We start from the raw sequence: 14,234 nt of genomic DNA, 5'->3' as shown, positions 1-14,234 counted from the left end.
CGAAAAGGAGGGGAAACATGGAAGTGAATATGAGTGTTGAAGAAGTCGTGAATCTAATTTCTGAATTAGTAGAAAAAGAAGGGAAGCCACCACTGAAGAAAGAGGTAAAGAAGTCAAATCCTGAGTTAATGAAAAACGCATTGCATTACTTTTCTAGTTGGGATGATGCAGTAGAACATAGCATTGGATCTTAAACATAAACGATATAAACAAGCAAGTACTCATGCCAGCAGGTATTGAATTTTTGATCTCTTTATTCGCCATTTTCCTTATATACTCTTAGTTTTTTCATGGTATCCATCAACTCCCTACACACTTTTTAGAATATTTTTTCTACATAAGATGGATTATCCCAGTCGTAAGGTTCTGACTCGTTAATCAAAAAATTCAACATCGCATTTGTCTTCGATGGCCTATCTGAGATCGTCAATAAAGCTAGATAAGGTAGCTTCTAAGCCCCGTACTGGATCCATTCGTATCCGCGTTATACGCTACGCCCAGAACCGACCTGCTGATTGAATTTTCAAAATTTTTAAATATATCATTTCAAGAATAGTCAGAATATGCTAATATTTGTCTTGTTATATAGTTATAGGGGGAGAAAAGATTGAAGAAAAAAGCATTGAAGTACATTCTCACTAGTGGGATTTTGGCTTCCACTCTTGTAGGAACCTCAGCTTTTGCTGAGCCAGTTACCACTCCAAATGGTCCTTGGGTACAGGATGGACAGAACCTTTCCTTATCAGGTCTGATGTCAAATGAGCAATTGGAAAGCAAATTAAAGCAGATCGAAAAGGCAGCGAAAGGGAAGATGGTTCTTGAGCAATTTGGAACATCCAACGATGGGTACCCACTATATGTAGCGAAATTTGGTGACAATGATCCAGAGAAGAAGAGGGTCCTTGTTTATACTCAAATTCACGGAAATGAGCCGCTCGGCACAGAAGCAATTGGTGAGTTAATGCAGCAGCTATCATCGGGCAGTAAAGAAGTAAATGATATTTTGGATGAGGTGAGTGTCTGGTTTGTGCCACGTTTAAATCCTGATGGAACAGCGAACCAATACGAGGGCAAACCATTTCCAACCAGGTATTCCCATCAAACATGGAATCCGAAAGAATTAGGCCTTCCGGCTGATACAAAAGCACCTTGGTATTACAATGCAGAAGGTAGCGAGAGAGCCCAAAATAATGATGGAAGCGTGGTTTACGGGATCCCTGGTTTCGACTTAAATCGTGATTTCCATCCGAATTATGATTTTGACATAAAGGAAGAGATTAAAAAGGACCCACAGAAAGTGGCAGAAGTGTTAAACAATAGTGCCACAAATAATGGAGCAAACGCATCACTTGTCTTTTCACCGGAAACACGTGCACTTACAGAATTGACCCAAGAACTAAGTCCGGACGTTGCCATTGACATTCATCACCGAGGCTTTAACCGCTTGTCAGAAGAGGACAGCCGTTCAGTTTCCATCCAGCTGCTTGCTCAATTTACAACCAAGCCTTATGTGGACCCGTTCAGCGGGAAGAACTATGTGTTAGACGAGGATGTCCTTACCTTGAGCAAAAAAGTCAATGCCGTCGCTTATGAGTCGTTGCAGCTTGGAAACTCCTCTTTCGGCGCGATTCAAAAATATCCGATCGTGAACTACCCAGGCTCTGGGCTTGGGGCCATCCAGTTAAATGGCACAGCCACGATGCTAATTGAAATAAAGGGACAAACCCAAACGCTCGGTCAGAAGCAAAACGGAATGCTTAAAGAAACAGCAAAGGTTCCAGTCATAGCGGTTCTTAACGGATTAGCAGACGGTTCCCTTGAAAACGCCGATCCTGCTGTCTATGATGCCATCCCAAGCACTGCCTTAGGAGTAAGCCCTGGGGATAAACATTAATTTTATCGGTTGCTGTGAAGCGGTTGATTTTTAAAGGATGTACCGTAATAGGAGAGTTATCCATAGTGATTAACTCTCCTATTTGATTTTTTATATAGATTGTAGGGCTCTAGAGATTTGGGGGATACAGGGGCTTATTAAATTTTTGTTACATCTAAAATTCTATTAATTGTGGGTATTGAGTCGTTGCCTGTCACGCCTTGGATATGTATATGACACAAGAAGTGGAGAAGATTTATGCCGATTCCATGTCCGTCGAGATCACCCGCCAAAATAAGGATATTGGTTTCACTTTCATTTTAAAACTTTTCCTGCTTGTTTTTGAGGCGGCATGAAAATTTCTACTGTATTGGTTTTTGCATGTACCTCTTCTTCTCTAATTCAAGGTCATCTAAATCTATTATTTTCATCATATGGATTAATGATGTGCTCCGCACCACTGTCATCGATTGGACCGTCATTAAAAAACATTTTTTCTTCCGTACCATGCGTTTCATAATTACGAAAAAATTCATTGTTAATCTCTACGAAAAATTATTTAAACCTCATTTAGGTGCGTTACGCTGAAGCGTACCATAAGTAATATAATGAGGCTTTTACGCATATAAAGAAAAAAACACAATCCAGATTCTTTAATTAAAATTCAAAGCATAAACAATCAATGTCCATACAGCAAATCCTTACTCCGCTTGTGCTTTTAATTAAGAAAAATGATAAGTAGAAGGTGACAAACATGGAAGCGATCGTCCTAGCTGCTGGATATTCCAGCCGAGCGAATGCATTTAAAATGACTTTGCCGATGGGGCAAATGAGCGTGTTGGAGCAAACGATCTCTAAATTTGAAGGATTATGCAACAGGGTCATCGTCGTAGCTGGGTTTCAAGCGGAAATCATCCAAGAGGAAATTGCCAAAATCATCAGTGAAAATGCCTATTCATTTCAGATCAAGTTTGTTTATAATGAAAACTTTAACCAGGGAATGTTTCATTCCATTCAAAAGGGCTGCAACGAAGTAAATGCCCCAAGCTTCTTTATAACACCCGGAGATTGTCCGCTTGTTAAAAAAGAGACTGTTCAGCTACTAGCAAAACACAAAGGAAACGTGGTTATTCCCAGCTTTGACTATAAAGGCGGCCATCCCATTAAATTATCAAGTGAAGTGAAACAGAAAATTCTCGAAACCAATCCAGAAAGTAATTTGCGTGTGGTCCTGGGCGGTTACGAAAAGGAATACTTGAATGTAGATGATGCGGGAGTATTAATGGATGTTGATACACCGGAGGATTACCAAAAAGCCATTGATCATGATAAAGCTTTAAATTTCTCGAAGTAAATATATCATTAAAAACTACGAAAATCTTGAATAGAAATGAATCATAAAAGATCATTCTCATTGATAAAATCATAGGAAGAGGTTTCTATTCGGAATATGTCCCTTTAAAAAAATGAGTCGAAGGGTGTTGTTGCAATGAATCTCAAAGACATAAGCACCTCAGTGCCCAAAAAGGACCATAAAGGTAAAGTATCGGGCCAGTTGCCCTATATAAGTGACGTGAAATTGGAAAATATGGTTTATGGTGTTTTGTATCGATCGCCAATTGCTTATGGGAAAATTATATCCATTCAATTACCTAACCTTCCGGAAGGGTATGAAGCTGTTGGAGCAGAGCATATCCCCGGACCGAATTATGTCAAAATTATCAAAGAAGATCAGCCCATTTTTGCCAATGAGTGGGTCAATTATATTGGTGAGCCGATTCTCATGCTCACGGGCAAAGACCTGGGTATCCTGTACAGTTTGTTAAATGAAGTGGAGATTGAATTTGAAGAACATCAGGCTATCTATACATTGGACGAAGCGATCAAGCAAAAATCAGAATCGTTAGTTTTGGCAAACTATGAATTTGGGGAAAGCTTGGAGAACATTTCAGCTATCGAGCAGGGAGCCCATCAAGTCATCGAAGAAGAATATGATACGGGCTATCAGGAGCATGTCTACCTTGAGCCGCAAGGAATGCTCGCCGTTTATAAGGATGATGAAATTGTCGTCCAGGGATCGATGCAATGTCTTTATTATATAAAAAATGCATTGCTAAGCGCATTAGCCTGTGGTGACGATGAAGTTAGAGTTGTTCAAAGTCCTACCGGCGGAGGTTTTGGAGGCAAAGAAGATTATCCTTCGATGATGGCTTGTCACGTAGCCGTTGCCGCAAGAGCAGTCAAAAAATCGGTAATGCTCGTGTTCGACCGTTCTGAGGATATGCTGGTTACGACGAAAAGACATCCGGCCAAACTCAAATATCGAACGGCCCTTGATAAGGAAGGAAATATTATGAGCATGTGTGTTGACATCTTTCTCGATGGAGGGGCAAATGTGGGATTGAGCTCTGTCGTGCTGCAGCGCGCATTAATAAACGGTGCCGGTGTTTATAAAATTCCGCATTTTCATGCAAAAGGCTATGTCTTAAAAACCAATACCGTTCCGAACGGCGCCTTCAGAGGCTTTGGTGCTCCACAAAGCTTTGCCGGAATCGAAAGTCATATTGGACATATTAGTAAACTGGCAAAAATCGACCCGATTGAATTTAAACGAAAATACCTCGTCAAACAAGGAGACCCCACCATCACCAAAGGTAAATTCCGCGACCCGATATTAGTGGAAGAAATGATTGAGGACGTACTCAACGTGTCAGAATACAAAAAGAAAAAAGAAGACTTTCAGCGATTAAATCAACAAAATCAGCGCTATAAAAAAGGCATAGGAACTTCGCTGTTCCTCCACGGATGTGGATTTACAGGCAGTGGCGAAAGAGATCATATTAAAGCAACGGTGAAGCTGGTTAAATCAAAGGACGACCAGGTATCACTAAAAATCTCAAACTCTGATATGGGACAAGGTATTTTGACGACGTTGTGTAAAATTGTCGCCAAAGAACTTAACCTCCCATTCGAAGATATTTTGTACCCTTATCCCGACACAAAAGAGGTTCCCGACTCGGGTCCGACCGTAGCTTCCAGGACGACGATGATTGTTGGAAAATTGCTTGAACGGGCCGCAAAAAAACTTAAGGATCAATGGCAAACAGGGGTGGAACAGGAAGTAGTTGAGCACTATGTTCACCGTGAAATGATTCCTTGGGACGAGAAAACCTTCACTGGAGATGCCTACCCGGCTTATTCATGGGGCGTTAATATCGTTGAAGTAGAAGTTGATACGTTAACAGGAAATATAAAGTTAGAAAAAGTATACGGCAATTATGAAGTTGGAAAGGTCATCGATGAACGGATTATGAAAGGCCAAATTGACGGTGGTTTGGCTCAAGGGCTAGCATACGGTTATCTAGAAAAGATGACGTCAAAGCAAGGTAGAATCCAACAAAAAAGCATATCGGATTATGGACCGCCGACTTCATTGGATGTTGTTTCAATTGAAAGCAAGGTCTTTGATAACCCCTATGCTGATGGTCCATACGGGGCGAAGGGCGCAGGTGAATTGACTTTAATCGGAGGCGCTCCAGCAGTCCAAGCCGCGATCGAGGATGCCCTGCACACTTCTTTTCAGCAAATTCCGATTACACCGGAAGTCATTATTGAAAGTCTTTGGATGAAAGAAGGTGAAGAGGGTTGATTAAATTCACACTAAATGGAAGAACGGTAGAAACTGAAGCCCCTGCTACAGCAAGATTACTAGATTTATTAAGAGATGAGTTTGAGTTAATCGGAACAAAGGAAGGCTGTGGTGAAGGGGAGTGCGGAGCCTGCAGTGTTTTTGTGAATAACCTTCTGCAAAACAGCTGCCTTATTCCAATTGGCTCAATTGCTGGTGCCGATATTCAAACGATCGAAGGCATCATTGAAACGGAACAATTTAAAATGTTAGATGAGAGCTATTCCATCGCCGGGGGAGTGCAATGCGGCTATTGCATTCCGGGGATGATTATGGCAAGTGAAGCTTTGTTATCTAAAAATCCTCATCCTTCAGAGGCTGAAATTCGTGAAGGCATCTCCGGAAATCTGTGCCGATGTACGGGCTACAATATGATTGTTGAGGCAATTAACCTAGCAGCTAAAAAAGGTGATGGCTTATGGTAGAGAAAATAACAGCGTATCGCTTCGAGCGTTTAGACGAAACGTTGAGCCAATTGAATAGAGAAGATTGTGCAATCATAGCTGGAGGCACCGATGTTATGGTTCTTCACAAAAGTAGAAGGGGAGTACCTCCGAAAATCCCTAAACCGATTGTTTTTATTGATCATCTTTCCGAATTAAAGCAGGTGTATCAACATCATAAGGATCTCCACATCGGGGCCTGCTGTACCTATAGTGAATTACTTGAAAATCCTTTGATTCCTTTTGCTTTAAAGAATGCAATTAAAACAATTGCTGCCCCGGCAATTAGAAACCAGGGAACATTAGGCGGTAATATTTGCAACGCCTCTCCAGCCGGTGACATGCTTCCTTTATTATATGTATACAATGCAAAGCTTCTGTTGCGCTCCGTAAATGGTGATCGCATGGTTGCGATTAGCGATTTTATTCAAGGTCCACGACGGGTTCAACGCTTTCACAATGAAATAGTAACGGAGATTATTCTGCCGTTCGTATTAGGAGATTCACATGTCGTTTTCGAGAAAGTCGGCAACCGCAACGCAGATGCCATTGCCAAAGTATCGTTTGCGGGTTTCGTCCGGATAAGCAAAGATCGAATCGATGACATTCGATTTGCCTTCGGGGCGGTCGGACCTACGATGGTTCGTTCCATTGATATTGAGAAGAAGCTGGTTGGAAAAACGATTCCATTAGCCGATGCAGACATCGCTGAAATTGTGGCAGCCTTCGATAAGATCATTAGACCAATCGACGATCAACGCTCCACTGCGGCTTACAGAAAAACCGTTGCGTTACATCTTTTACGATATTTTCTTAGCATGAAGCAATATCAACCGAATTAATGTTTAAAGATAGGGGGGAGCTTTTCATGCAGCTGATGGAAAAAGTGGCCATGCTGACGCGTCAAAACGAAACCTTTGCTTTAGCCATGATTATTGAATCAAAGGGCTCGACTCCCAGGCATGTTGGAAAAATGATTGTCTACCGGGATGGTATTATTGAAGGGACTGTCGGAGGGGGCTTGGCTGAACACTATGTGATTGAAGATAGTGTAAAGGCGATCCAAGATGGCCAATCGAAAATCGTTGAATATAAATTGAATAAACATGCAAAAGACGGAATTCAGATGAATTGTGGCGGAACGTTAAGAGTCTTTATTGAAGTCTATACAAGCAGGCCTGAACTCATTCTGGCTGGGGCTGGTCATTTAGGCCATGCGTTGGCAAAGCTCGCTGATTTCCTCGAATACCCTTATTGCATTGTCGATGATCGCGTTGGTTATTGTACAAAGGAACGCTTTCCTAATGCGACAAACCTTTTTGTGAACGAGGATATTGGAAAGGCTTTGCTCGCAGCCAACCTAAATGAAAAATCATATGTGGTAATTGTTACAAAAGATTGTGATGATATTGTATTAAAAACGGCACTGCAATTTCCGATTGCATATGTTGGGATGGTAGCCAGTAAACGCAAGGTCATAAGCATATTTGAAAAGTTAAAAAGTGAAGGGGTCACGCAAGAACAGTTGGAGCAGGTCCATTCTCCAATCGGATTGGAAATTGACTCGGAAACATCAGAAGAAATTGCCATCAGTATTATCGGTCAAATCATCAAATTAAGCAAGGAAAAAAAGCCTGTAAAAGTGAAACAATTAAATAGATAAGAAAGGTCAGATAAAGCTAAAATCAAAATGTCTAATAGACAATGGGGTCAGTCCCCACTGTGTTAAAGTATTAACTCAGTAGGACTGACCCTTTTTCTTTGAAAAAAGCTAGAAGCAGGTCCTTGCTCTTCAGAGTGGGCTTTTTGTCGTTTGGTTAATTCATTAATATGGTAGGAATATTTTACTTTATATGCTACTACTATCATACTATAAACAAAGGAAAATTTCGGGAGGGATTTTGTATGGGTATATTAGATGGACTTATGGGAAACGGGTTCTGGTGCAAAGATTACATCCATGGGAAAGAGGTATATAGATTCCTATAGAATCAGTTCTTATGCAGCCATTCCAAATAATGATGAATGAACTTCACTTGATTTTGGACAGACTTGTTCTGTAAAGTAAGCTGTCCTTTTTTAGTGATATGCATCGCTCAGAGTACATAACATAAGTTGAAATGATAGCTGATAGGTAATGCAAGTATCCAAAAGCTAATTTAACCTGAAGAAAAGAAGTGAATTAAATGGCTGAGCCCTTAAAGGATCTATATAATGAACCGTTCATTCGTGAATTCAGTGAGAAAGTAAGAGGTGTCCATCCGTCTTTTTCTAGTGAATCGTTTATTGGGGAAGTTATGGATGAGCACTGGAATGAAAGGAAATTAAAAGAGCGAATTAGACATATTTCGATTACCCTTGGAAAGCATCTTCCAAGTGATTACCAAGAAGCTTTGAATATTTTATATCGAATTGATAAGGATTGTGAAGGTTTCAGATATCTATTTTTTCCGGATTTTGTAGAGGTACATGGGTTGAATAAGAAAGATTGGCCGTTATCGCTAGATGCGTTGGAGCGTTTTACTGCAAGATCATCCTCCGAATTTGCAATCCGTGCTTTTATCTTGCTTGATCCCGTTTTAATGATCGAGAAGATGAAGGAATGGACCAATCATGATGATGAGCATGTCCGGCGGCTGGCTAGTGAGGGATGCAGGCCCAGGTTACCTTGGGGGCAAGCTTTACCGATGTTCAAATCCGATCCGGCACCAGTTTTGGAATTACTTGAGAACCTGAAAAACGACCCGTCCCTATATGTTCGCAAAAGTGTGGCCAATAACTTGAATGATATTGCGAGAGATAATCCGAATGTCGTCATAGAAACTGCCAAGCGTTGGCATGAAAGCGGAGAACCCAACACGATTTGGATTGTCCGACGGGGATGCAGGACCTTAGTTCGTCAAGCAGATCCTGAGGTCCTTTCATTATTTGGATACATGGATGTATTGAATAATCCGAGTATCATTACAAACGCATTTATTAGAAATGAACCAGACTCGATTTTTATTGGGGAAACCAGTGAACTTCATTTCGGGTTTCAAGTGCATGTGAAGAATATAGCGAAGCTTCGTATTGAGTACGCCATCGATTTTGTAAAAGCTAATCAGAAAACGTCTCGCAAAATATTCCTCCTGGCAGATAGGAATTTCACGGATGGAGAACAAGTCGAGAGAGTGAGAATCCACAATTGGAAAGACCTGACCACACGTCGACATTACATGGGAATCCATCGAATATCACTTCTTGTAAACGGAGTGGAAGTTGCAGAAACGCATGTAAAACTAAACGCTGAAAGATAATGGATTTTAAAGGTATGGAGAAATAGATTAATTTCAGGATTACCAGCACTTATAACTAATAAACGAGGAGCTGGGAGTTCCTCGTTTTTAATTATTTCATGATGGTGAAACATTGCAAATAACTCATTAAAAAGCAATCAAATCCAAAAAGTTGGATAGCTCCGATTGCTGCGTAAATTATTAATTAACAATGCCAGGAAAACGATTATCACGGAACCAATTAACACAGGCGTAAATAAATAGCTCCAGCTATAATGACCAAGCATAATAACAAGTGGATCTGCCCCTGCTGGTGGGTGCGTTGTTTTTGTCAGCATCATGACGGCAATTGCTAATCCGACTGCTAAGCCGATTGCCCAAGGCTCATCGCCCAAAAAATGATAAGAAGCTAAACCTACTAATGCTGAAACAAAATGGCCCCCAATAATATTCCGTGGCTGTGATAACGGCGCGTTCCATAAACCGAACGCCAGGACACAACTGGCACCAAATGGAGCCATTAACCACAATGCCGATGTCATTTTTGTTAAAAGAATTAAAGCGAAAATAGTTAAAAAGCCACCGATTAGCCCGGGTATTGCGTCTTTTACATTTATCTGTAAAGGACTTCTTCCTTTTCCCTTCATTTTAGATAAAAACCGTATATGAAATGAGCGTGTTTCTTGTTGTCTCGCTACTGTTATGCGGTCCATTATTCCCCCTCCTTTAATGTACTTTTACACTTTACACGAAATCAAATAACCTGTCAAAACAGTTTTTAACGGTTAGTTTAAAAGTTCATAAAAAAAACCAACTATAATAATAAGCTGGATCTTCATTCATCATCAGATTTCCGGTGTTGAAATCGGGCCACTTTTTTTCTATTCCCGCATATTTTCATTGAACACCACTTGCGTCTTCCGCTTTCATCAATAAATAACAGTACGCAATCATCATTCGAGCATCGCTTTAGTGATGGCAGCTTATTTTCTTCGATTAATGTTAATGTGTCAAAAGCAATATAAGATTGCAGGATATCCTCCGCTTCTCCAATAGGTATGGGAACCAGTTTCTGATCACTTAATTTATAAGTGAAAGGTGATTTTTCGATTTTATTTTCTAAAAAAGCGATAAACTCAGCAGGAATCGGATTCCCATCTGCTATTGACTCAAATTGTTTTCTTAAAATAGTACGCATTTCTAGAACGCCTACAAATACCTGTTGAATTCTTTCTTTAATTTTTAAGGATAGCTGATTATCCCAATATGGGTTTTCCCTTTTTATTACAGAAATCCAGTCCAGCACATCCCGTTCTGATAGTAATAAGTCTTGGCGCTGACCACGACTGACTAGTTCCGTATTCACTAAATCCAAAGAAAGATTACCTGATATAAGTGGAAATTTATTGTTTTCAGACATGAATACATCTCCCATTTCCCTGTTATATTCTAACCATTAAAATGTTGATTGAGAGGTTATATCATCATTATACCCTATTTCGGTATCTTTCAGCTACTCGTCTTTCTTGAGGAATTACGGGATAACATGAATCGTGTTATCAAACATCCATATTAGCAATAATAGAATAGTAAATGAAAGTGCATAATCATCAATCCTATTAAAATAAGGAAAAAAGTTATTGACAAAACCTGTACGTACAGGATAATATGAAAGCGTATACAGAACCTATACGTACAGGTTATAAAAACAACTATATTTTGCTTTCTAGGGAAAGGAAGTAGTGAAATGGGTAAATACACAGAACCAGCAACGGATTTGCTCCAACATGTTGGAGGGAAAGAAAATATTGCGACGGTTACGCATTGTGCGACAAGAATGCGTTTTGCGTTGAAAGATCCGGCTAAGGCGGACGTAACGAATATCGAATCGATTAAGCTTGTGAAAGGAACGTTTACACAAGCTGGCCAGTTTCAGGTCATAATCGGGAATGAAGTTTCATCGTTTTATAATGAATTCGTTTCCATAGCTGGACTTCAGGAAGCATCAAAAGAAGATGTGAAAAATGCGGCTAAACAGAATATGAGCTGGCTGCAGCGTATGATTGCACATCTTGCGGATATTTTCACCCCGCTAATTCCTGCCATAGTCGTTGGAGGACTCATTCTTGGATTCCGCAATATCATTGGGGATATAAAAATGTTCGATGACAGCACAAAGACCCTTGTGGATATTTCACAATTTTGGGCAGGGGTACACGCCTTCCTTTGGCTGATAGGTGAAGCTATTTTTCATTTTCTTCCTGTTGGGATTACATGGTCGATCTCGAAGAAAATGGGCACGACTCAAATTCTCGGCATCGTCCTTGGTTTGACCCTGGTTTCCCCACAGCTTCTTAATGCATATGCAGTGGCAAACACAAAGGCAAGTGACATACCTTTTTGGGATTTCGGTTTTGCCCAGGTCGATATGATCGGCTACCAGGCTCAAGTCATCCCAGCGATACTTGCAGGGTTCGTCTTGGCGTATTTAGAACGGTTCTTGAGAGATAAAGTGCACAATTCCATTTCCATGATCGTCGTTCCATTTTTCGCTTTACTTCCAACTGTAATCATTGCCCATACCATTTTGGGGCCTTTAGGCTGGAAAATCGGTTCTGTCATTTCAACGGTTGTATATTCCGGATTGACTTCATCAGTTGGCTGGCTATTTGCTGCCGTTTTCGGCTTTGCCTATGCACCGCTTGTCATCACAGGCCTGCATCACATGACAAACGCAATCGATCTTCAGCTTATGAGTGAACTTGGCGGTACGAACCTATGGCCAATGATCGCATTATCCAATATTGCACAAGGTACGGCAGTGCTAGCAATGATTTACATTAACAGAAAAGACCAGGAGGAAAGACAGGTTTCCATACCCGCTACGATTTCATGTTATCTCGGTGTAACCGAGCCAGCCATGTTCGGAATTAACCTGAAATACGGCTTTCCGTTCTTAGCCGGTATGATCGGTTCACTTTTCGCAGGCATCGTTTCAGTCGGATCTGGTGTAATGGCAAATTCCATCGGTGTTGGAGGGATCCCAGGTATCCTATCCATCCAGCCGCAGCATATGGGAATGTTTGCACTCGCGATGCTGGTTGCATTCGTTGTGCCATTCATTTTGACTATAGCATTCTCCAAGCGTCCAAATATGAACTTGAAAACAAGAACGAAAACAACGAAATTAAATGCTTAATAACGCGGAGGGAGAGCATTCTCCCTCTTTTTTACCATACTGGCAAATGATACATCAGGGATAGCAGGGGAGGAATTACAATGAAGGATTTTAAAAAAAGTACCATCTATCAAATTTATCCGAAGTCATTTAAGGATTCGAACGGTGACGGCATCGGGGACATAAATGGTGTTATTGAAAAACTTGATTATCTGAATAAACTGGGAGTGGATTATATTTGGCTGACCCCTTTTTATCGTTCACCTCAAAATGATAATGGATATGATGTAGCGGATTATACATCAATTGATCCTGTTTTTGGGACGATGGATGATTTCGAGAGATTGGTGAAGGAAGCTAATTCGCGGGATATTCAAATCATGCTGGATATGGTATTCAACCATACATCAACAGAGCATGAATGGTTCCAAAAAGCATTGGCTGGAGATAAAGAATATAAGGACTATTATATTTTCAAGAAATCGAAAGATGGAGAGCCCCCTACAAATTGGATTTCGAAATTCGGAGGCCCTGCATGGGAATATGTAGCGGAACATGATGAATACTACCTCCATTTGTTTGATCGGACACAAGCTGACCTTAACTGGGAAAATCCCAGGGTGAGGCAGGAAATCTTCAATGTAGTAAACTTCTGGCTTGATAAAGGTGTCAAAGGGTTCCGTTTGGATGTCATCAATCTAATTTCGAAACCTGACATCTATGAAAATGACAAAGATGGAGATGGACGATGCTTTTATACAGACGGTCCCAAAATTCATCAATTCCTAAAAGAGATGAATGAAGAAACTTTCGGGAAGGATGAAGAGGTGATGACTGTAGGGGAAATGTCATCGACGACCATTGACCATTGCATCAAATATTCATCTCCAGTTGAAAAGGAGCTGTCCATGGTATTCAGTTTCCATCATCTAAAGGTGGATTATAAGGATGGGGAAAAATGGTCACTTGCAGATTTTGACTTCAGGCAGTTAAAGGAAATCCTAAGCAGCTGGCAATATGGGATGCAAGAAGGAAATGGATGGAATGCCCTGTTCTGGTGCAACCATGACCAGCCGAGGATCGTATCCAGGTTTGGGAATGATCAAGAGTATCACAAGGAATCGGCCAAGATGCTGGCAACAGCCATTCATATGCTTAGGGGAACCCCTTATATTTATCAAGGGGAGGAAATAGGGATGACCAACCCGAAATTCAATGATATTGGACAATATCGGGACGTGGAATCGATTAATTATTACAATATTTTAAAAGAGGCAGGCAAGGATGAAAAGGAAATAATCGAAATCCTTCAAGCTAAATCCCGTGATAACTCGCGAACTCCCATGCAGTGGGAAAATGCGGAGCATGCAGGCTTTACAAAAGGGACTCCATGGATTGCGGTGCCTGATAATGCTAAGAACATCAACGCTGAACACGCACTGATGGATCAGGATTCCATTTTTCATCATTACCAAAAACTTATATTCTTACGCAAGAAACATGATATCATTGCATATGGGGACTATCAGGAAATTCTTGGCGACCATGACCAATTGTTCGCCTATGTACGCAGTTATGAAAACGAGAAACTTTTGGTCATCAATAACTTTTATGCAAAAGAAGCGTCCTTCGAAATTCCAAAGGATATTGAAATATCCGGATACAAATCAGAGCTCCTGCTCTCAAACTATATGGATTCGAAAGAACTTGCAGGTGATGTTATCCTTCGTCCCTATGAATCGGTTGTCTATTTGCTGAAAAAGGACGAGTAGCA

The 14,234-nt window shown here is 40.7% G+C and carries 12 protein-coding genes and 2 pseudogenes; 11 read left to right on the top strand and 3 right to left on the bottom strand.

The features are described 5' to 3' along the window. Nucleotides 1–17: 17 nt before the first annotated feature. From ACIQZD_RS13920 to ACIQZD_RS13885, 8 genes and pseudogenes are all read left to right on the top strand, one after another. Nucleotides 18–194, top strand: a complete 177-nt coding sequence (locus tag ACIQZD_RS13920; protein ID WP_402903465.1) for a homing endonuclease associated repeat-containing protein — start codon at nucleotides 18–20, stop codon at nucleotides 192–194. Nucleotides 195–607: 413 nt separating this feature from the next. Further along, nucleotides 608–1,894 (top strand): M14 family zinc carboxypeptidase, encoded by a 1,287-nt coding sequence (locus ACIQZD_RS13915; RefSeq protein ID WP_402903462.1) that lies wholly within the window; start codon nucleotides 608–610, stop codon nucleotides 1,892–1,894. Nucleotides 1,895–2,090: 196 nt separating this feature from the next. Next, nucleotides 2,091–2,168 (top strand): annotated as a pseudogene (locus tag ACIQZD_RS13910) (YpjP family protein); the annotation flags it as partial. 459 nt (nucleotides 2,169–2,627) lie between these two features. Further along, on the top strand, nucleotides 2,628–3,227 hold the full coding sequence (locus ACIQZD_RS13905; RefSeq protein ID WP_402903460.1) for a nucleotidyltransferase family protein: 600 nt from the start codon (nucleotides 2,628–2,630) through the stop codon (nucleotides 3,225–3,227). Nucleotides 3,228–3,362: 135 nt separating this feature from the next. Next, on the top strand, nucleotides 3,363–5,522 hold the full coding sequence (locus ACIQZD_RS13900; protein WP_402903457.1) for a xanthine dehydrogenase family protein molybdopterin-binding subunit: 2,160 nt from the start codon (nucleotides 3,363–3,365) through the stop codon (nucleotides 5,520–5,522). Continuing rightward, nucleotides 5,519–5,986: a (2Fe-2S)-binding protein gene (locus ACIQZD_RS13895; protein ID WP_402903454.1), complete on the top strand. Its 468-nt coding sequence runs from the start codon at nucleotides 5,519–5,521 to the stop codon at nucleotides 5,984–5,986. The genes ACIQZD_RS13900 and ACIQZD_RS13895 overlap by 4 nt, the downstream gene beginning before the upstream one ends. After that, on the top strand, nucleotides 5,980–6,846 hold the full coding sequence (locus ACIQZD_RS13890; RefSeq protein ID WP_402903451.1) for an FAD binding domain-containing protein: 867 nt from the start codon (nucleotides 5,980–5,982) through the stop codon (nucleotides 6,844–6,846). Before ACIQZD_RS13895 ends, ACIQZD_RS13890 begins: the two co-directional genes overlap by 7 nt. Nucleotides 6,847–6,872: 26 nt before the next feature. After that, nucleotides 6,873–7,667, top strand: a complete 795-nt coding sequence (locus ACIQZD_RS13885; protein WP_402903448.1) for an XdhC family protein — start codon at nucleotides 6,873–6,875, stop codon at nucleotides 7,665–7,667. Nucleotides 7,668–8,002: 335 nt separating this feature from the next. Here ACIQZD_RS13885 and ACIQZD_RS13880 read toward each other — a convergent pair. Further along, nucleotides 8,003–8,100, bottom strand: a pseudogene (locus ACIQZD_RS13880) (IS6 family transposase); the annotation flags it as partial. Nucleotides 8,101–8,190: 90 nt separating this feature from the next. On the opposite strand from ACIQZD_RS13880, the gene ACIQZD_RS13875 reads away from it, so the two are divergent. Continuing rightward, nucleotides 8,191–9,303 carry a DNA alkylation repair protein gene (locus ACIQZD_RS13875; RefSeq protein ID WP_402903446.1) on the top strand — a complete coding sequence of 371 codons (1,113 nt, stop codon included), beginning with the start codon at nucleotides 8,191–8,193 and terminating at the stop codon, nucleotides 9,301–9,303. 137 nt (nucleotides 9,304–9,440) lie between these two features. Here ACIQZD_RS13875 and ACIQZD_RS13870 read toward each other — a convergent pair whose 3' ends face one another. Together ACIQZD_RS13870 and ACIQZD_RS13865 are read right to left on the bottom strand one after the other, a co-directional pair. Further along, entirely contained in the window at nucleotides 9,441–9,995 is a 555-nt protein-coding gene (locus tag ACIQZD_RS13870) for an HPP family protein (protein WP_402903444.1), read from the bottom strand. 122 nt (nucleotides 9,996–10,117) lie between these two features. Then, nucleotides 10,118–10,702, bottom strand: a complete 585-nt coding sequence (locus ACIQZD_RS13865; protein WP_402903441.1) for a CGNR zinc finger domain-containing protein — start codon at nucleotides 10,700–10,702, stop codon at nucleotides 10,118–10,120. A 327-nt stretch (nucleotides 10,703–11,029) separates the two neighbouring features. Here ACIQZD_RS13865 and treP point away from each other — a divergent pair, with 327 nt between their 5' ends. After that, nucleotides 11,030–12,481 (top strand): PTS system trehalose-specific EIIBC component, encoded by a 1,452-nt coding sequence (gene treP / locus ACIQZD_RS13860; RefSeq protein WP_402903438.1) that lies wholly within the window; start codon nucleotides 11,030–11,032, stop codon nucleotides 12,479–12,481. Between the two features lie 80 nt (nucleotides 12,482–12,561). Further along, nucleotides 12,562–14,232 carry an alpha,alpha-phosphotrehalase gene (gene treC, locus ACIQZD_RS13855; RefSeq protein WP_402903435.1) on the top strand — a complete coding sequence of 557 codons (1,671 nt, stop codon included), beginning with the start codon at nucleotides 12,562–12,564 and terminating at the stop codon, nucleotides 14,230–14,232. Nucleotides 14,233–14,234: the final 2 nt, after the last annotated feature.

It is taken from the genome of Peribacillus sp. NPDC096447 (assembly GCF_044762725.1).
Classification (GTDB): domain Bacteria; phylum Bacillota; class Bacilli; order Bacillales; family DSM-1321; genus Peribacillus.
The sequence above is the reverse complement of the archived record's forward strand: the minus strand, read 5'-3'. Positions and strand labels throughout refer to the sequence as shown.

Coding starts and splice junctions, on each gene's coding strand:
- ACIQZD_RS13920 (WP_402903465.1), top strand. CDS start 18: ATGGAAGTGAATATGAGTGTTGAAGAAGTCGTGAATCTAATTTCTGAA.
- ACIQZD_RS13905 (WP_402903460.1), top strand. CDS start 2,628: ATGGAAGCGATCGTCCTAGCTGCTGGATATTCCAGCCGAGCGAATGCA.
- ACIQZD_RS13900 (WP_402903457.1), top strand. CDS start 3,363: ATGAATCTCAAAGACATAAGCACCTCAGTGCCCAAAAAGGACCATAAA.
- ACIQZD_RS13890 (WP_402903451.1), top strand. CDS start 5,980: ATGGTAGAGAAAATAACAGCGTATCGCTTCGAGCGTTTAGACGAAACG.
- ACIQZD_RS13885 (WP_402903448.1), top strand. CDS start 6,873: ATGCAGCTGATGGAAAAAGTGGCCATGCTGACGCGTCAAAACGAAACC.
- ACIQZD_RS13875 (WP_402903446.1), top strand. CDS start 8,191: ATGGCTGAGCCCTTAAAGGATCTATATAATGAACCGTTCATTCGTGAA.
- ACIQZD_RS13870 (WP_402903444.1), bottom strand. CDS start 9,995: ATGGACCGCATAACAGTAGCGAGACAACAAGAAACACGCTCATTTCAT.
- ACIQZD_RS13865 (WP_402903441.1), bottom strand. CDS start 10,702: ATGTCTGAAAACAATAAATTTCCACTTATATCAGGTAATCTTTCTTTG.
- treP (WP_402903438.1), top strand. CDS start 11,030: ATGGGTAAATACACAGAACCAGCAACGGATTTGCTCCAACATGTTGGA.
- treC (WP_402903435.1), top strand. CDS start 12,562: ATGAAGGATTTTAAAAAAAGTACCATCTATCAAATTTATCCGAAGTCA.